This is a genomic window from Martinezella sp. CNPSo 3795 (assembly GCF_057784475.1).
In genome coordinates, this window is sequence record NZ_JBXSOQ010000004.1 from 421,909 (window position 1) to 438,332 (window position 16,424).

The 16,424-nt window shown below is 60.0% G+C and carries 18 protein-coding genes; 9 read left to right on the plus strand and 9 right to left on the minus strand.

Annotation, left to right across the window (positions count from 1 at the left end):
* Nucleotides 1-15: 15 nt before the first annotated feature.
* Complete coding sequence (gene purC, locus AC13QY_RS15370; RefSeq protein WP_069613005.1) at nt 16-780, minus strand: phosphoribosylaminoimidazolesuccinocarboxamide synthase; 765 nt, start codon at nt 778-780, stop codon at nt 16-18.
* A 266-nt stretch (nt 781-1,046) separates the two neighbouring features.
* Nucleotides 1,047-1,601 (minus strand): RBBP9/YdeN family alpha/beta hydrolase, encoded by a 555-nt coding sequence (locus tag AC13QY_RS15375; protein ID WP_069613004.1) that lies wholly within the window; start codon nt 1,599-1,601, stop codon nt 1,047-1,049.
* A 168-nt stretch (nt 1,602-1,769) separates the two neighbouring features.
* Between AC13QY_RS15375 and AC13QY_RS15380 the strand changes: the two genes are divergently transcribed.
* Entirely contained in the window at nt 1,770-2,570 is an 801-nt protein-coding gene (locus tag AC13QY_RS15380; protein WP_488493642.1) for a DUF2189 domain-containing protein, read from the plus strand.
* A gap of 86 nt (nt 2,571-2,656) precedes the next feature.
* A complete protein-coding gene (locus tag AC13QY_RS15385) occupies nt 2,657-3,172 on the plus strand; it encodes a low affinity iron permease family protein (protein WP_145631027.1) in 516 nt (171 codons plus the stop codon).
* Here AC13QY_RS15385 and purB read toward each other — a convergent pair.
* The 4 genes from purB to AC13QY_RS15405 all read right to left on the minus strand — a co-directional run bounded on the left by purB (nt 3,153) and on the right by AC13QY_RS15405 (nt 6,916).
* The gene (gene purB, locus AC13QY_RS15390) at nt 3,153-4,454 is read right to left on the minus strand and encodes an adenylosuccinate lyase (RefSeq protein ID WP_092716414.1); all 1,302 of its coding nucleotides are present in this window, start codon (nt 4,452-4,454) and stop codon (nt 3,153-3,155) included. The two genes, AC13QY_RS15385 and purB, sit on opposite strands and share 20 nt — an antisense overlap.
* A gap of 105 nt (nt 4,455-4,559) precedes the next feature.
* Nucleotides 4,560-5,051: a hypothetical protein gene (locus AC13QY_RS15395; RefSeq protein ID WP_371864915.1), complete on the minus strand. Its 492-nt coding sequence runs from the start codon at nt 5,049-5,051 to the stop codon at nt 4,560-4,562.
* A 16-nt stretch (nt 5,052-5,067) separates the two neighbouring features.
* Nucleotides 5,068-5,754 (minus strand): ribulose-phosphate 3-epimerase, encoded by a 687-nt coding sequence (rpe, locus tag AC13QY_RS15400; protein WP_113355534.1) that lies wholly within the window; start codon nt 5,752-5,754, stop codon nt 5,068-5,070.
* Between the two features lie 82 nt (nt 5,755-5,836).
* On the minus strand, nt 5,837-6,916 hold the full coding sequence (locus tag AC13QY_RS15405; RefSeq protein WP_488493643.1) for an ABC transporter substrate-binding protein: 1,080 nt from the start codon (nt 6,914-6,916) through the stop codon (nt 5,837-5,839).
* Between the two features lie 168 nt (nt 6,917-7,084).
* On the opposite strand from AC13QY_RS15405, the gene AC13QY_RS15410 reads away from it, so the two are divergent.
* Genes AC13QY_RS15410 through AC13QY_RS15440 form a run of 7 tightly spaced genes read left to right on the plus strand, consistent with a single transcriptional unit; the run spans nt 7,085 to nt 12,783 of the window.
* Nucleotides 7,085-7,579, plus strand: coding sequence for a flavin reductase (locus AC13QY_RS15410; RefSeq protein ID WP_152092784.1), 495 nt, complete (start codon nt 7,085-7,087; stop codon nt 7,577-7,579).
* A 19-nt stretch (nt 7,580-7,598) separates the two neighbouring features.
* On the plus strand, nt 7,599-8,528 hold the full coding sequence (locus AC13QY_RS15415; RefSeq protein ID WP_488493644.1) for an AAA family ATPase: 930 nt from the start codon (nt 7,599-7,601) through the stop codon (nt 8,526-8,528).
* A gap of 3 nt (nt 8,529-8,531) precedes the next feature.
* Nucleotides 8,532-9,779, plus strand: a complete 1,248-nt coding sequence (locus tag AC13QY_RS15420; protein ID WP_488493645.1) for a vWA domain-containing protein — start codon at nt 8,532-8,534, stop codon at nt 9,777-9,779.
* 7 nt (nt 9,780-9,786) lie between these two features.
* Nucleotides 9,787-10,116, plus strand: coding sequence for an XdhC family protein (locus AC13QY_RS15425; RefSeq protein ID WP_113332612.1), 330 nt, complete (start codon nt 9,787-9,789; stop codon nt 10,114-10,116).
* Nucleotides 10,116-10,823 (plus strand): XdhC family protein, encoded by a 708-nt coding sequence (locus AC13QY_RS15430; RefSeq protein WP_488493646.1) that lies wholly within the window; start codon nt 10,116-10,118, stop codon nt 10,821-10,823. The genes AC13QY_RS15425 and AC13QY_RS15430 overlap by 1 nt, the downstream gene beginning before the upstream one ends.
* Entirely contained in the window at nt 10,820-12,454 is a 1,635-nt protein-coding gene (locus tag AC13QY_RS15435) for an NTP transferase domain-containing protein (protein ID WP_488493647.1), read from the plus strand. The genes AC13QY_RS15430 and AC13QY_RS15435 overlap by 4 nt, the downstream gene beginning before the upstream one ends.
* Nucleotides 12,455-12,462: 8 nt before the next feature.
* A complete protein-coding gene (locus AC13QY_RS15440) occupies nt 12,463-12,783 on the plus strand; it encodes a TfoX/Sxy family protein (RefSeq protein ID WP_069612994.1) in 321 nt (106 codons plus the stop codon).
* A 3-nt stretch (nt 12,784-12,786) separates the two neighbouring features.
* Here the strand turns inward: AC13QY_RS15440 and AC13QY_RS15445 are convergent, their stop codons facing one another.
* The 3 genes from AC13QY_RS15445 to AC13QY_RS15455 all read right to left on the minus strand — a co-directional run bounded on the left by AC13QY_RS15445 (nt 12,787) and on the right by AC13QY_RS15455 (nt 16,311).
* Complete coding sequence (locus AC13QY_RS15445; protein WP_113355552.1) at nt 12,787-13,209, minus strand: NUDIX domain-containing protein; 423 nt, start codon at nt 13,207-13,209, stop codon at nt 12,787-12,789.
* A gap of 67 nt (nt 13,210-13,276) precedes the next feature.
* Entirely contained in the window at nt 13,277-14,797 is a 1,521-nt protein-coding gene (locus tag AC13QY_RS15450; protein ID WP_095434991.1) for a DEAD/DEAH box helicase, read from the minus strand.
* 197 nt (nt 14,798-14,994) lie between these two features.
* Nucleotides 14,995-16,311 carry a M23 family metallopeptidase gene (locus AC13QY_RS15455; protein ID WP_113389976.1) on the minus strand — a complete coding sequence of 439 codons (1,317 nt, stop codon included), beginning with the start codon at nt 16,309-16,311 and terminating at the stop codon, nt 14,995-14,997.
* Nucleotides 16,312-16,424: the final 113 nt, after the last annotated feature.

Here is a 16,424-nt window from a genome sequence, read left to right on the forward strand (position 1 = left end):
TTGTCCTTTCTGAACTTACTTGACGAGAACCGGGCCCGTGCCGCGCACGGGTTCGTTTTCATTGATGATGCCGAGGCGGCGAGCCACTTCGGAATAGGCTTCGAGCAGGCCGCCCATGTCGCGACGGAAGCGGTCCTTGTCCATCTTTTCCCGGGTTTCGATATCCCAGAGACGGCAAGAGTCCGGCGAGATTTCGTCGGCGAGGATGATGCGCATCATGTCGCCTTCGAAAAGGCGGCCGCATTCGATCTTGAAATCGACGAGCTGGATGCCGACGCCGAGGAAAAGACCGGTCATGAAGTCGTTGACGCGGATGGCAAGCGCCATGATGTCATCCAGCTCGGCCGGGTTGGCCCAGCCGAAGGCGGTGATGTGCTCTTCGGAAACCATAGGGTCTTCGAGCGCGTCGGACTTGTAGTAGAACTCGATGATCGAACGCGGCAGAACCACGCCTTCCTCGATGCCGAGGCGCTTGGCGAGCGAGCCGGCGGCAACGTTGCGCACGACGATCTCGAGCGGAATCATCTCCACTTCCTTGATCAGCTGCTCGCGCATGTTGAGGCGGCGGATGAAATGGGTGGGAATGCCGATCTTGTTCAGATGGCTGAAGATATACTCGCAGATGCGATTGTTCAGTACGCCCTTGCCATCGATGACTTCATGCTTCTTTTTGTTGAAGGCGGTGGCGTCGTCCTTGAAGAACTGGATCAGCGTGCCCGGCTCAGGCCCCTCGTAAAGGATCTTGGCCTTGCCCTCGTAAATACGGCGGCGACGGTTCATTGGTATTGTTCTCTGTCTTTGGCGCTCATGGGACAGCGCAAGTGGATCGTATGTGGGCGTCCCCATAACGGATAAGAAGCGAATTCACAATCCGCCTGCGCCTCCTTCCTCGGAATTCCGGCCTTGGCGGGGTGCCAATGCAAGATTCGGGGTCCAGTCATGGCCTGTTTTACAGGCTTTTATCTGTCGATGGAATGAAAGTGCCAGGTACTTCACAGGCTAGTGAGGCGAGGCACGCCTCCATCCATCATCGTTTATGAATAATACTACGGCTTCAGCTGGCTGAGAAACTTCGAAAAGACCATAGTGCCCTCCGGCCAGGGCCCATGACCGGATTCGGTATTGATATGGCCGGATTCGCCGGCATCGATCAGCAGCGAGCCCCAGCTGTTGGCAATATCATCCGCATGTTCGTAGCTGCCGAAGGGATCATTGCGGCTTGCGATCGTGATCGACGGAAATGGTAGGGGGTCTCGCGGATAGGGGCCGAACGTCATCAGATGTTTCGGCCGGATGGCCGGATTGGCGACATCGGGCGGCGCGACGAAGAAGGCGCCAGCGACCTTGTTGCGGAAATGCGGGATCGCATGGATCACCGAGGGAACACCGAGCGAATGCGCGACGAGGACGACGGGCTTGTCCGAGGCATTCACTTCCTCGGCAATGCGGGCCACCCAATCGTCGCGTACGGGCTTCGACCATTCCGCCTGTTCCACGCGCCGTGCGGTCGAGAGCTTCTGCTCCCAGCGCGTCTGCCAGTGGTCGGGGCCGGAATTCGTATAGCCGGGGATGATGAGGATGTTTGCGTCGGAGGCTTTCATGATTTCGCCGATGTGGAAAAGGGGAGGCCAACTGTCAAGGGAAAAAGGCGACAATTGCGGCAAAATTTGCTAGGATTGCCGCTGCCGGTAGCGAATGACGATGTCGGCGCCCCGTTTGCCGCCATCTTGAACCGCCAGCCGAGTACCACGGTTGAGGAGGAGAGCATTATGACGGCCTTTCACGTCATGGCTGGAGCAGACCACACTTTTACGCGCCCCGCCATCCGTAAGATCGGTGTCGCCGATCTCGTCGACGCCCTGAAGATGGGGCTGGACGATTTCAGCGAGAAGCCATCGCATTATGTTTTTCTGTGCCTGATGTATCCGATTGCCGGCATTGCGCTGGCGATCTGGAGCACCGACCAGAATCTGCTGCCATTGCTGTTTCCGCTGATGTCCGGTTTCGCTCTGCTCGGGCCGCTGGCCGCAATCGGCCTCTACGAGATCAGCAGGCGGCGGGAAAAGGGGCTGGATACGTCATGGAGCCATGCGTTCGACGTGCGCTTCTCATCGGCCTTGCCGTCGATCATCGTTGCCGGCCTCATGCTGTTCGGTCTGTTCATCGTCTGGCTCTTCGTGGCGCAGAGCATCTACTTCATCTACTTCGGCGACGGTGTTCCTCCGACGCTTTCATCCTTCGTGTCGAGCGTGCTGACGACGCGCGAGGGCATGGCGATGATGCTTTGGGGCGATCTAATCGGCTTCCTCTTCGCTCTCGTCGCGCTGGTGACAACGGTCGTTACGTTCCAGCTGCTGCTGGATCGCGACGTCGGTGTCGTCGCCGCGGTCGATGCGAGCATCCGGGCGACGTTGACCAATCCGGTACCGATCGCGGTCTGGGGCCTGATCGTGACGGCGCTGCTCGTCATCGGCACTATCCCGATCTTTGCCGGACTGGCGGTCGTCATGCCTATTCTCGGTCACGCGTCCTGGCATCTCTATCGCAAGCTGATTGTGACCGAGAGCTAGACGAAATCGGCATAGGCCGAAGCCGTCATCATTGGAACCGCGGGGCGGTTTCTTACGTTGATCCGCATCATCAGGAGATGCGGATCATGACGCGACTTACGCATATTTTCACTCGGTTCGCGGTTGTCGTTTCGGAATGGACCGGCAAACCGGCCATCTTCGTGCTTGCCCTGTTCTCCGTCGTTCTCTGGGGCGCGACCGGGCCGATCTTCGGCTACTCGGACACATGGCAGCTGGTCATCAATACCAGCACAACGATCGTCACCTTCCTGATGGTTTTCCTGCTCCAGAATGCGCAGACGCGCGATACGCGGGCCATCCAGGCCAAGCTCAACGAACTCATCCTGACGAGCGCGGCCGAGAACCGCTTTGTCGGGATCGAGAATCTTGACGAAGAGGATCTGAAGCACCTCGACCGGCTGGTCGAAAAGGCGGCAAAGCGCGAACCTGGACAAAGTCAGGGCAAGGCTGGCGAGAGCATCGAGTATGACCGCGCTATCGCGGCCAAATCCGCCGACAAAGGAAAGAGGCGGCGCGTCAGCCGCACCGCCTCAAGCAAAGCGCAATCGAAAGCGGGAAATTCTAGCCGAAAACCCGCTTGAAGATCGTGTCGACATGCTTGGTGTGATAGCCGAGGTCGAACTTTTCGCGGATATCTGCTTCCGAAAGGGCGGCGCGCACTTCCTGGTCGGCCAGCAGTTCCTCGAGGAAGTCCTTGCCTTCTTCCCAGACCTTCATGGCATTGCGCTGGACGAGGCGATAGGAATCCTCGCGGGATACGCCGGCCTGGGTCAGCGCCAGCAGCACGCGCTGCGAATGAACAAGCCCGCGGAACTTGTTCAAGTTCTTCATCATATTGTCCGGGTAGACCAGAAGCTTGTCGATGACGCTGGTGATGCGGGCCAGCGCGAAATCGAGCGTGACGGTCGCGTCAGGGCCGATCATGCGTTCGACGGAGGAGTGCGAGATATCGCGCTCGTGCCATAGAGCGACGTTCTCCATGGCCGGGATGGAATAGGAGCGGACCATGCGGGCGAGGCCTGTCAGATTTTCCGTCAGCACCGGATTGCGCTTATGCGGCATAGCGGAAGAACCCTTCTGGCCCGGCGAGAAATATTCCTCGGCTTCCAGAACTTCGGTGCGCTGCAGATGGCGGATTTCGGTGGCGAGACGCTCGATCGAGGAGGCGACGACGCCGAGCGTGGCGAAGAACATCGCATGGCGGTCGCGCGGGATGACCTGGGTGGAGACCGGCTCCGGCTTCAGGCCGAGGGCGGCGGCGACATGTTCCTCGACGCGCGGATCGATGTTGGCAAAGGTGCCGACGGCGCCGGAGATGGCGCAGGTGGCGACTTCCTCGCGCGCCGCGATCAGGCGCTGCTTGCAGCGCTCGAATTCGGCATAGGCGAGGGCCAGCTTGACGCCGAAGGTGGTGGGCTCGGCATGGATGCCATGCGAACGGCCGATGGTGACGGTGTCCTTGTGCTCGAAAGCGCGACGCTTCAGGGCTTCCAGCAGCTTGTCGATATCGGCGATGAGCAGGTCGCTGGCGCGCACGAGCTGGACATTGAAGCAGGTGTCGAGCACGTCCGAGGAGGTCATGCCCTGATGCACGAAGCGAGCGTCCGGTCCAACGATTTCGGCCAGATGCGTCAGGAAGGCGATGACGTCATGCTTGGTGACGGCCTCGATCTCGTCGATGCGTGCGACGTCGAAAGTGGCCTTGCCACCTTTTTCCCAGATCGTATCCGCCGCCGATTTCGGAATGACGCCGAGCGCGGCCAGCGCGTCACAGGCATGGGCCTCGATCTCGAACCAGATACGGAACTTCGTTTCGGGAGACCAGATGGCGACCATTTCCGGTCGGGAGTAGCGCGGGATCATAGGCTCAAAGCTTTCTTGGCTAACGGGACAAGGAGAACTCGGCGCCCCCATAACAAAGACGGGCGGTAATCACAATGTTTCATGGGCACAATGTTTAGCGGGACTTCAACGCGCCCGTCGCGCAAGATAGGCCGAAACAGCTGTCAGGCATAGCAGGCCGAATGGCAAAAACAGGGTGAGGCCGAGGACGGCGAACTGGTAGACGGCACTGGCGCCGGTGAACAGGAACTGGAAGATCCAGATAAGCGAGCCGAATGGCGCATGCCAGCGCGAATAGAACCAGCGGTAGTCCATGGCGAAGAGGAAGGCCGTTATGGCCGCGGTGCCGATGGAGAGGGCCAGAAAGAAGGCGGCAAAGCGTGCGCCGGTCGGCCGCCGACGGGCAAAACGTTGGGTGAGCGGCACGAGGATGAGCCAGGAGAGGGCGCCGCCGAAGAAATAGACGAGGGTAAGGGCGGCAATGTGGCTGGTCAGCAATCCGTTGCGCAAATAGAGCGCCGTAATCGCCGAGGTGGACATGGCCGCACCCCAGCAGAGAGCACCACCCAGAACTTCCAGGCAATGCGAGGCGACGGTCCGTACTCGGCCCGTCGCGATAAAGACATCGGTCGGATTAATTTGATCCAACGCGGCCTCGTTCGGCGGCAGCCCGGAGATCGCCGACCGTCTGACGATAGGCGTCGACCGATTCGCCCTTGAAGATCGCCGAACCGGCAACGAGGACATTGGCGCCGGAAGCGGTGATCAGAGGGGCTGTTTCAACGGAGACGCCGCCATCGACTTCCAGTTCGATCGGACGGTCACCGATCAGGGACTTGGCATTGCGGATTTTATCAGCCATGGCCGGAATGAACTTCTGGCCACCGAAGCCCGGATTGACCGACATGATCAAAATCAGGTCGATATCATCGAGCACGTTTTCCAGCACGGAAAGCGGTGTTGCCGGGTTGAGGGTGACGCCGACCTTCTTGCCGAGATGGCGGATCGTCTGCAGCGAGCGATGCAGATGCACGCCGGCTTCGGCATGAACCGTGATGCGGTCGCAGCCGGCCTTGGCGAAGGCTTCCAGATAGGGATCGGCCGGCGAAATCATCAGGTGGCAGTCGAAGGTCGCGGTCGTATAGGGGCGCAGTGCCTTGATGACATCGGCGCCGAAGGAGATGTTCGGCACGAAATGGCCGTCCATGACGTCGAGATGGATCCAGTCGGCACCGGCTTCGGTCACATCCTTGACTTCCTGCCCGAGCTTGGCGAAGTCGGCGGCGAGAATGGAAGGGGCAATACGGATCGGCAAGGTCATGGGTAGCTGAGCTCCAACTGATTATTTCGCGCCTGGATTAGCACCGCTATCGCGGGCAAACAACCGCCAGAACGGCTTACCATCAGTTCGATGGCGTCACCGGCACGAAGGCATTGCCCCGCCATTCCAGCAGGCGATAGGGATTTTCTGTCAATTCGTGGTTCTGTCCGAACGAGATCGGACCGATCGCTGTTTGGAAAACTGTCCCCACGAGCTTTTCTGCGACGGGTTTATTGTCCGCCTTGGCGCTGTCCGCTGCCTGGCTGGCAATCTGAGCCGATGCTGCGGCCGGCAGAGTATAGCCGTCAGGTTCGGTACCGGCCGCACGCATTGCCTGTACCGTGGGCTGAGCTGCCGGCAGGCTGGCATAGTCGGGCAGAGCGATTGCCTGCACACCCTCCAGCAAGGGAAGAGGCTGATCTGCGGCACGCATGGCATCGCCGCCCATCAGGGCCAGCGGAATATTCTCGCTCTTAGCGTCGCGCGCGATCACGGCAACATCACTGCGGTCGCCGCCGATGAAGACGCGTGTCGCACCCGCCTTTTTCAGTCGTCGCACGAGGGCGATCTGTTGATCCTGACCGGGGCGATAGGTATCGGTGAAGACCGGTTTTAGCCCCTTTTCCTCGAGCGCGTTGCGGATCGCGCCGACCAGTTCGCGACCGTGTATCGTACCGTCATCGATCAGCGCCATCGGTTCCGCGGCCCAATTTTTCAAAATGGTGTCGATCGCCACGGCCGCCTCGGCGCTATCGACCGGCGCGAGGCGAAAGAGCGGCCAGCCATTCTTCAGCGCGTCTTCCATGAGAATGCGCGAGCGTACGGAAACGGTGATGACGGGAATGCCGGCATCCTTGAGGCGCGGCAGCGCGCCTTCCAAGGTCTCCGTGCACAGAAAGCCGATCGCGACTTGTGCTTTGGCGGCTACCAGCGCTTCAGCTGCGGCTCGGCCGCCATCCTCGGTACAAGGCTCGTTGACCACGGTCGCCGTATCCTTTTGGGCCTGGATCGCGAAATTTGCGCCACCGGTTATCTCTGCCCCGAGCGTTGCGAAATTGCCGTCCTGTGGTGCGACCACGCCGATGTGAATTCCTGCGGCATAGCTGCTGCCGGCTGCCGAAAGCAGCGCAAGCAGGAGTGGAAGGCGACGCAGAACGTTCATCGATGGAGTATCCCGGACAATTTTCCTGCCCTATTTATCCATCTGCGGGGCATCGTCAAAGAAAAAGCAGCAAAATCGCTCTGTTTTCAATAATGCTATTGTAGAAAAGCTAACACCTGACCGTCATATTGAATGTTAGGCAAGCACGACTCAACAAAGGAGACGGTGGTGCTAGACAGGCAACGTATGGACCCGGCGCTTTATCGCGATGCCATGAGCCGCTATGCGGGGCATGTGCAACTGGTGACGACGGCGCTCGGTGCTGAGCGGCGCGGCGTGACGATCACGGCGGCCTGCTCGGTATCGGACAGCCCTGCAACGGTTCTGATCTGCCTCAACAACAGCAACATTAAGAACGAGATCTTCTTCAAAAGCGGCATTTTCGCTCTAAATTCGCTCGGTGCGGATCATCAGGCCCTGGCCGATGCCTTTTCCGGCAAGACGCAGCTGACCGTCGATGAACGTTTCGCTACCGGCAAGTTCGAGACGCTGGTGACGGGTGCGCCAGTGCTTGCCGATGCTCTTGCCGCCTTCGATTGCCGTGTGATTGAGATCAAGCAGGCCTCTACGCACAACATCATCTTTGGCGAGGTGATGGCTCTACGCTATAGCGAGCCGAAGCCGGCACTCCTCTATATGAACCGGGGCTATCACGCGCTATAACCCCTGCAAGGGAGTTATCATGGCGGATCAGATTTTACCTTCGTTGCCGGGTTCGATCGATGAGACGATGGCGTTGCTCGGCGCTCATGACTATCTGGCCGGACGCACGCTCGGCACCGTTTTGTTTCTTGCATTGAAAATGAAGCGGCCGCTCTTCCTGGAGGGCGAGGCTGGTGTCGGCAAGACAGAAATTGCCAAGGTCTTGGCGAAGGCGCTCGACCGGCCGCTGATCCGCCTCCAATGCTATGAAGGTCTGGATGTTTCCTCGGCCGTCTACGAATGGAACTATCCGGCGCAGATGCTGGAAATCCGCCTCGCGGAAGCATCCGGCCTCGCCGACCGCGACCGTATCGAAGCCGATATCTTTTCCGAGCGCTATCTGATCCGCCGGCCGGTATTGCAGGCACTGTCCGGTGTCGGCGGGCGTGCACCTGTTTTCCTGATCGACGAGCTTGATCGCACCGACGAGGCTTTCGAGGCATTCCTGCTGGAAGTGTTGTCGGATTTTCAGGTGACTGTGCCGGAACTCGGGACGATCCGGGCAGCAGAGCCGCCTGTCGTCATCATCACCACCAACCGGACGCGCGAAGTGCATGACGCCTTGAAACGACGCTGTCTCTATCATTGGGTCGATTATCCTGAGGCCGAACAGGAGCTTGAGATCATCCGCCGCAAGGTGCCTGGCTGCAATGAAGTGCTCTCGCGCCAGATCGTCGCTTACGTCCAGAAGCTGCGTACGCTCGATCTCTTCAAGAATCCGGGAGTCGCCGAGACGATCGACTGGGCGACCGCTTTAACGGAGCTCGATCGGCTGGCGCTCGATCCGGAGACCGTTTCGGATACGCTCGGCACCTTGCTGAAATATCAGGACGATATCGCCCGCATTCAGGGCGCCGAAGGCAAGCGTGTGTTGGACGAAGTCAAATCCGAACTGCTTGCGGCGGGATGAGCCATGGAGCCGAGTGTAGACGATGGCATCATCGTTGCGCCGTCACCGCCCGGTGACGGGCGCCTCGCTGACAATATCGTGCTATTTGGCCGGGTGCTCCGCAGGGCCGGCCTGAAGATCGGTCCTGGGGCGATTGCCGACGCCATAGAAGCGGTCGAGGCCATCGGCATCGGTTCCCGCGAGGAGTTTCATGCTGCCCTCTGTTCCGTTTTCGTCAAGCGGCATGAAGATCTGGTCGTCTTCGACGAGGCGTTCCGGCTGTTCTGGCGCTCGCGCGATCTCGTTGCGAAAATGATCGCGATGATGTCGCCGGTCGCACCTGACCATCGCGAGAAGGAGAAGCCGAAACCGGGCGAGAGTCGGGCAAGCGATGCATTATTGAGCGATCGGAGCGACCGGAGCCCGCAGCGCGAGACGCCCGATATCGAGATAGATGCGCGATTTACAAGCTCCGGCAGCGAGGTACTGCGCCATCTGGATTTCGCGCAGATGTCAGCGGCAGAGATTGTTGTTGCCAAGAAGGAGCTGGAGAAGCTGCAACTGCCACTGGATCGTGTGCGCACGCGCCGTTTCGCACCATCTCGCACAGCGGCCAAGGTCGATCCGCGCGCGACAATGCGTTCCGCGCTGCGCACCGGAGGAGCGCTGATCCTGCCGCGCTTCCGGAAGCCGAAGGAAATCCAGCCGCCACTGGTAGTACTCGCGGACATTTCAGGCTCGATGAGCCAATATACGCGCATCTTCCTGCATTTCCTGCATGTGCTGACCGAGCGCCGCCGGCGTGTGCATACGTTTCTGTTTGGAACGCGCCTGACCAATGTCACCAGAGCGATGCGCCACAAGGACCCGGATCAGGCGCTGGACGAATGCGCGGCAGCTGTGCGCGACTGGTCGGGCGGAACACGCATCGGCGAGACGCTGAAGGAGTTCAACAGATTATGGGCGCGCCGCGTGCTGGGGCAGGGCGCAATCGTGCTCTTAATCACAGACGGGCTGGAGCGCGAAGGCGTGGAATTGCTTAGCGCGGAAATGGATCGGCTGCATCGCTCCTGCCGGCGGCTCATCTGGCTCAATCCGCTCTTGCGCTTCGCGGGTTTCGAGGCCCGAGCGCGCGGTGTAAAAGCAATGCTGCCGCATGTTGACGAATTCCGTCCCGTTCACAATCTATTATCTCTAGCCGATCTCGTATCGGCGCTCACCGCCGGCCGCGCGGATTCCTATGATCCGCGACGGTTTCTCGGCAAGCAATGAGGCTCCGATGTCAGATATATCCGAAAGTCTGGATCCGCTCGTGATTGCGGAGCAATGGGTGTCGGCGGGACGCAGCGTCGCGATGGCGACCGTTGTCGATACGTGGGGTTCCGCGCCGCGCCCGTCGGGCAGTCATCTCGTGATCGATGGCGAGGGTAATTTTCACGGATCGGTTTCCGGCGGTTGCGTCGAAGGTGCCGTCATTACCGAGGCACTGGACGTCATCGAAACGGGCAAGTCGCGCATGCTGGAATTCGGTGTCGCCGATGAAACGGCCTGGCGCGTGGGTCTCTCCTGCGGCGGCCGCATCCGCGTCTATGTCGAAAGGCTCGCCTGATGGATCGGCAGATACTGGCGCGGCTGAATGAGATGCGACGCAGGCGGCAGGCGGCGATCCTTGTCACCGATCTCTCCGGAGGCCCGGATCGGCTCATCGTTGAAGGCGATGTGCTGGAAGGCTCACTCGCCGACGCCGCGGCATCGGCATTCCGTTCGGGCAAGTCAACAGCTCTCGAGGTGGACGGACAGAGCCTGTTCTTCAACGTGCATCTGCCGCCGCCGCGCATCGTTATCATCGGTGCCGTGCACATCAGCCAGGTTCTCGCGCGAATGGCGGCCCTAGCGGATTTCGATGTGACGATCATCGATCCGCGCACCGCCTTTGCAACGCCGGAGCGCTTCGAAGGCATAGACCTAATTGCCGACTGGCCCGTGGATGCGCTGAAAGAGCGGCCGCTGGACAGCTATATGGCGCTGGTCGCCGTGACCCATGATCCCAAGATCGACGACGAGCCGATCATTCAGGCGTTGAAGACGGGCTGTTTCTATGTCGGCGCGCTCGGCAGCCGCAAGACGCATGCCAGCCGCCTGGAACGTCTGAAGCGGGAAGGCGTGAGCGAAGCTGAGCTTGGCCGCATCCATGCGCCGATCGGGCTCCCTATCGGTGCTGCAAGTCCGGCCGAGATCGCCGTCGCCATCCTGGCTGAAATCATCGGCTCGCTTCGCGGGCGGGATGTCTCGTCGCCAAAAGGCGGCTATCCATGATCTTCGGCGAATTTTTGACAATGGAGGCGGAGGGCGCTGTTCTCGCGCATTCCGTTCGGCTGGCGGACGGCGGCTTTTCCAAGGGGCATAAGCTCACCGGCGGAGACATCGAGCGGCTCGCTGCGGCTGGAATTGACCGCGTTATCGCCGCGCGTATCGAACCGGGCGACCTCATGGAAGACGAGGCGGCCGAGCAGCTGGCGCGGGCAGTCGCCCCCGATCATCTGACTTTTTCTGAAGCCGCGACGGGACGGGTGAATGTCCATAGCACCGTCGACGGCCTGTTTGTTGCAAATCGTATAGCGGTCGATCGCGTCAACAATCTCGATCCGGCGATCACCCTTGCCTGTCTTGCAGACCATGTACCTGTTCGAGCAGGCGACATGGTGGCGACCTTCAAGATCATTCCGCTCGCCGTTTCCGGAGTCAAAATCGCTTCAGGTGTCGAAATTTTGCGGCGGATGCCGGTTTTCGAGGTCAAGCCCTTCATGCCGCACGCCATATCGCTTGTCGCCACGGAGCTGCCGTCGCTGAAGGCTTCGGTGATGGACAAGACGGCGCGGATATTATCGCAGCGACTGCAGCCTTCGGGCAGTGTGTTGCAGCGGGAAGAGCGGGTTGCCCATAGAGCAGCCGATGTTGCCGGCGCGATCCGTCGCGCTCTTGCTGCGCAGGACCGGCTGGCGAAACTGGTGATCGTTTTCGGAGCGTCGGCTGTCATCGATGCCGGTGATGTCATTCCGGAGGCGATCCGGCTTGCCGGCGGCGAGGTCATTCAGGTCGGCATGCCAGTCGATCCGGGTAATCTGCTGGTGCTTGGCAGGGTGGGCGACATTTATGTCGTCGGGGCGCCGGGATGCGCGCGCAGTCCGAAGGAGAATGGCTTCGACTGGGTGCTGGATCGCATATTAGCCGGCGAACAACCGACGCGGCGGGATATCAGTGCCATGGGCGTTGGAGGGCTGCTCATGGAAATTCAATCACGCCCGCGGCCGCGCGACATCGTCAACAAACCGCCGTCGGAGATCTCGGTTGCCATCGTCCTGCTGGCTGCGGGAAAGGCGAGCCGCATGGGTGAGGGGGGCTCGCACAAGCTTTTGGCGGAATTCGACGGCGTGCCGCTGGTACGCCGGTCGACATCTATCGCCATTGCAAGCGGCATATCGGATATCGTCGTCGTCACGGGGCACCGGCGCAATGAGATCGAAACCGCACTCAATGGTCTCACCGTCGAGGCGGTATTCAATCCGGATTATGGCTCGGGCATGGCCAGTTCGCTGGTTGCAGGTGTCGGCACACGGGCAGCACGTAGGGCCGATGGTGTTCTTGTTATGCTGGCCGATATGCCCGGCGTCACCAGCGATGATCTGAAAGCCCTGATGGCCGCCTTCCGGGAGGCGAACGGCAAGGCGATCGTGCGGGCGGTATCGAGCGGCAAGCGCGGCAATCCCGTCATCCTGCCGCGCTCGGTCTTGAACGCCGTGATGCGGCTGGAGGGCGATGTGGGCGCCCGGCATATCATCGAAACATCGGGGCTTCCGGTCATTGATGTCGAGATCGGCGAGGCGGCACATCTCGATGTCGATACGCCTGAGGCCGTTGTTGCGGCCGGTGGGACTTTGAAGGGGTAGAGTAGGGAATGGACAATATCGATATCGAGGAGATGTTTCAGTCGCTCGGGCCGATCACCATCAAACGGATGTTCGGCGGGAAGGGAATTTATCATATGGGGCGAATATTGGCACTCGAGGTCGATGACGAGATTCTCCTGAAAGCGGACGATGCCAGTGCCTCCCAATTTGAGGCCGCCGGCGCGCGACGCTGGGCCTACGAAGGCAAGAAAGGCAAGGCCGTCAACATGCCCTATTGGTCGATACCCGACGACGCGTTCGACGATCCGGATGAAATGGCGCGTTGGGTGCGGCTGGCGTATGAGGCTGCGCTTCGCTCGGATAAATAGGCGTCAGCGGAAATCTGCTTCGCTCAAATGGGCGATCGTTGCCTTGGCGAACTCGGAAAGCTGAGCCGGCAGCTCGCCGCGGCCGAACCAGCCGAAATCGGAGAGCTTGTCCGGCTCCATCAGGCGCGGTTCGCCGGAAAAATCCTTGCAGACGTAGATCAGCGAGATCCAGTGCTGCCGCTCGGCCTCGATGATGACTTCTTGCGTGCAAAGATAGTCGATCCTGCCGATGGAGAGGCCGCTTTCCTCTTCCGCTTCGCGAATTGCGGCCTTGGTGGCAGGCTCCATATGATCGACCTTGCCGCCGACGATGCTCCAGCATCCGGCTTCCGGTGCCTTGAGGCGGCGATAGAGCAAAAGCTTGCCGTCCTGCAAGATTGCGAGACCGGTTCCCAGTCCTGGGAAATCGATGCCCGGCTTGCCCAATATTCAAATCCCGAGATTGGACGCAACATCCGGCAAGCCGATCTGCTGCGTGTCTGAGCGGAATCTATCAGGCCTTGGCGTTTGCCACGATGAGCATGAAAGCCGGGATATCATCGCCGAAGCCGACTGGCGTCGGACCGTCATCCTGATCGCGATAACGGTTGCGGCGCTCGCGGTGATCGTCATTGGCAGCAGGAAAGGGCCGGTGGTTGTTGCGAGAACCGTTATGGGATCTGTTATTGTTGTTCTCAGACTTGCGCTCGTTCTTCACGCTTTCGGCCTTTGCTGGTGCTGCTTCGATCGCTACGACGTCATTATCCTCGACGTCGATATCAGATTTATGACTCGAGGCGTTGCGGCCTCCACGGCTGCGATCTCGATCGCGGCCCTTGCCCTTCTGGTCACGGCGGCGAGACGAACGGTTGTCGTCGCTGCTCTCGTCTGCCGGTGGCAGAGCCGAAAGATCGCCGTTCAGCCACTGAACGTCTTCACCAATGAGCTTCTCGATGGCGTCGACATGCTTGGTGTCGCGCTTCGTGACGATGGTGAAGGCGGCGCCGGAGCGGCCGGCGCGACCGGTGCGGCCGATGCGGTGAACGTAGTCTTCCGAATGGATCGGAACATCGAAATTGAAGACGTGGCTGACATCGGGGATGTCGAGGCCGCGAGCAGCAACGTCGGAGGCGACGAGCAGCTGCAGATTCCCGTCCTTGAAATTCTGAAGCATGGTCATGCGCGAGCGCTGGTCCATGTCACCATGCAGTGCGCCGGCGGAAAAGCCGTGGCGGTCCAGGGAGCGGAAGAGGTCAGAAACGTCCTTCTTGCGATTGCAAAAGATGATCGCGTTCTTCAAATCCGTCTGGGCGCGGATGAGATCGCGCAGCGTAGCGCGCTTCTCGTAATCCTTGCCATGCGAGGCAACGAAGCGCTGCGTCACGGTCTTGGCGGTCGATGCCGGCTTTGCGACTTCAACGCGTTCCGGGTTCTGCAGGAAGCGATCGGCTAGCTTCTGGATTTCCGGCGGCATCGTTGCCGAGAAGAACAGCGTCTGGCGCGTAAAGGGGATAAGCTTGGCAATGCGCTCGATATCCGGGATGAAGCCCATGTCGAGCATACGGTCGGCTTCGTCGATGACGAAGATCTCGACGGCGCTCATCAGCAGCTTGCCGCGTTCGAAATGGTCCAGCAGGCGGCCGGGCGTGCAGATCAGCACATCGGCGCCACGCTCAAGCTTGCGATCCTGCTCTTCGAAGGAAACGCCGCCGATCAGAAGGGCAATGTTCAGGCGATGGTTCTTGCCGTATTTTTCGAAGTTTTCGGCGACCTGCGCTGCGAGTTCGCGCGTCGGCTCCAGAATAAGCGTCCGCGGCATGCGAGCGCGGGCGCGACCCTTTTCCAGCAGCGTCAGCATCGGCAGCACGAAGGAGGCCGTCTTGCCGGTTCCGGTTTGGGCAATGCCGCAGATGTCACGGCGCTGAAGCGCAAAGGGGATTGCACCGGCCTGGATCGGAGTCGGTGTGGTGTAGCCCGCGTCAGTTACCGCGGAAAGGACTTTTTGGCTCAGGCCAAGGTCAGCAAATGTTGTCAAAGGGAAATCTAATTCCGTCTTGGTTCAGTCGAACACCATGAGTCGACACGCAGGAGCGTGCCGCAATGCAGCGCGACATAGAACCAAATACCCGGGAAGTCAAGGAAAGCAGGCGCTTCAACAGCCTCGAAGTTCATTCATAACGCAATTTTTGGATTAGTGCCATCTTTGTTGCGCGTTTGTCACAATTCCGGCAGCTAAATTGCGCCCAATCCGCTGATGTAACTTGCTAGTTTCGTGCCGGCGCCGATGAAATACATCGGGTCTATGGGATGTCCGTTCTCGCGCACTTCATAATGCAGATGTGTTCCTGTCGAGCGCCCCGTACTGCCGGCAAGACCGATCGCATCGCCGGCGCCGACCTTGTCGCCGACTTTGACGAGCACCTGTTCCATATGCCCATAGCGAGTGGAGATGCCGTCGCCGTGGTCGATCTCCACCATGTTGCCGTAGCCGCCGGTCCATCCAGCCGAAACCACCTTGCCAGGGGCGGTCGCTTTGATCTTTTCACCAGGGCTGAAATGGAAATCCGTGCCGGTGTGAAGTGCCAGCGTGCCGAAGAAGGGATCCTTGCGATTGCCAAAAGGGCTGGTGACGAGCTTGCCCGGTGCAGGATTGCGGAAGGGCAGTCTTTCGGCCGCCCCCCGAACGGTTTCCAGATGTGTCAGGGCGGTGTCGAGTTCCGCCATGGATCGTTCGAACTGGTCGACATTTTCCGGAGGTGCGTATGGACCGCCCACACCGTCATCCGCATCGTCACGCGCAATGCCGGCGACCTCGTTCGGCACCTTAATGCCGACATTCTGCATGATCGATTGGATCGAAGTGGCAGTTTCCGACGCATCGGCGGTGAGATTGTGGATGCGGGACAACTGATCCTGCTCGATATGCTTCAGCGACAGCGTCACTTTGGAGAAGACCCGATCGGCACGGTCGGCCACGGTTTCGGGGGCAGGGACGTAGGCAAGCGTTGAGTTGTCGGGTGTGGCGTCGGCCGGCTTGCCGCTCATGAGAAGCTTTTCGATTGCCTTGGGCGACGTCAGCTGGGCATGTTCGTTCTTTGGCGCGGCAGCGTCGGCGTCGGAATGCGCGCCCTTGCCGGTCAGGCCGGAGTTCTCTGCCCGGTCGAGCAGGGTGCTGAGCTTACCGTTGCGTGATGAGAGTTGCTGCTGCTGTTCGATCAGCTTGTCGACCTTTTCCTCCACCACCTGCTGATCCAGAAGCTGGCGAGAGGTGACGCGATCGACCTGGGCGCGCAGGGCGGCGATACGGTCTTCATAGTCATATTGCATGCGCGCCTGGCGGGCCATCGTCGCGCCGATCAGATCGTCACGCAGAACAAGATAGGACGTAGCAAGGAGATAGCCGATCGAAAAAATTCCGACCATGCAGACGGCAATAGCCGCCATCCATGGGCGCACGGTCATGTGGCGCACCGTATCGCCGCTGGCGAAGATGATAGTGTGATGTCGCCTTTGCTTGCCGAAAACCCGGTTCTGAGGCTTTGCTGTCACCGAGACTCTCCCAATCGGTGCCCTTTGGCACCCGATGGAAGTACACGGCATTATGGTTAATGAATGCTTTCTATGGCAGTATTAAATACCGGAAAAGCCATTTTACGTTAGTA

Excerpts from the sequence above, each read along its gene's own strand:
- AC13QY_RS15425 (WP_113332612.1), top strand. The coding sequence starts at position 9,787 with ATGTCAGATATATCCGAAAGTCTGGATCCGCTCGTGATTGCGGAGCAA.
- purB (WP_092716414.1), bottom strand. The coding sequence starts at position 4,454 with ATGATCCCGCGCTACTCCCGACCGGAAATGGTCGCCATCTGGTCTCCC.
- rpe (WP_113355534.1), bottom strand. The coding sequence starts at position 5,754 with ATGACCTTGCCGATCCGTATTGCCCCTTCCATTCTCGCCGCCGACTTC.
- AC13QY_RS15415 (WP_488493644.1), top strand. The coding sequence starts at position 7,599 with ATGGCGGATCAGATTTTACCTTCGTTGCCGGGTTCGATCGATGAGACG.
- AC13QY_RS15420 (WP_488493645.1), top strand. The coding sequence starts at position 8,532 with ATGGAGCCGAGTGTAGACGATGGCATCATCGTTGCGCCGTCACCGCCC.
- purC (WP_069613005.1), bottom strand. The coding sequence starts at position 780 with ATGAACCGTCGCCGCCGTATTTACGAGGGCAAGGCCAAGATCCTTTAC.
- AC13QY_RS15440 (WP_069612994.1), top strand. The coding sequence starts at position 12,463 with ATGGACAATATCGATATCGAGGAGATGTTTCAGTCGCTCGGGCCGATC.
- AC13QY_RS15385 (WP_145631027.1), top strand. The coding sequence starts at position 2,657 with ATGACGCGACTTACGCATATTTTCACTCGGTTCGCGGTTGTCGTTTCG.
- AC13QY_RS15380 (WP_488493642.1), top strand. The coding sequence starts at position 1,770 with ATGACGGCCTTTCACGTCATGGCTGGAGCAGACCACACTTTTACGCGC.
- AC13QY_RS15435 (WP_488493647.1), top strand. The coding sequence starts at position 10,820 with ATGATCTTCGGCGAATTTTTGACAATGGAGGCGGAGGGCGCTGTTCTC.
- AC13QY_RS15405 (WP_488493643.1), bottom strand. The coding sequence starts at position 6,916 with ATGAACGTTCTGCGTCGCCTTCCACTCCTGCTTGCGCTGCTTTCGGCA.
- AC13QY_RS15430 (WP_488493646.1), top strand. The coding sequence starts at position 10,116 with ATGGATCGGCAGATACTGGCGCGGCTGAATGAGATGCGACGCAGGCGG.
- AC13QY_RS15375 (WP_069613004.1), bottom strand. The coding sequence starts at position 1,601 with ATGAAAGCCTCCGACGCAAACATCCTCATCATCCCCGGCTATACGAAT.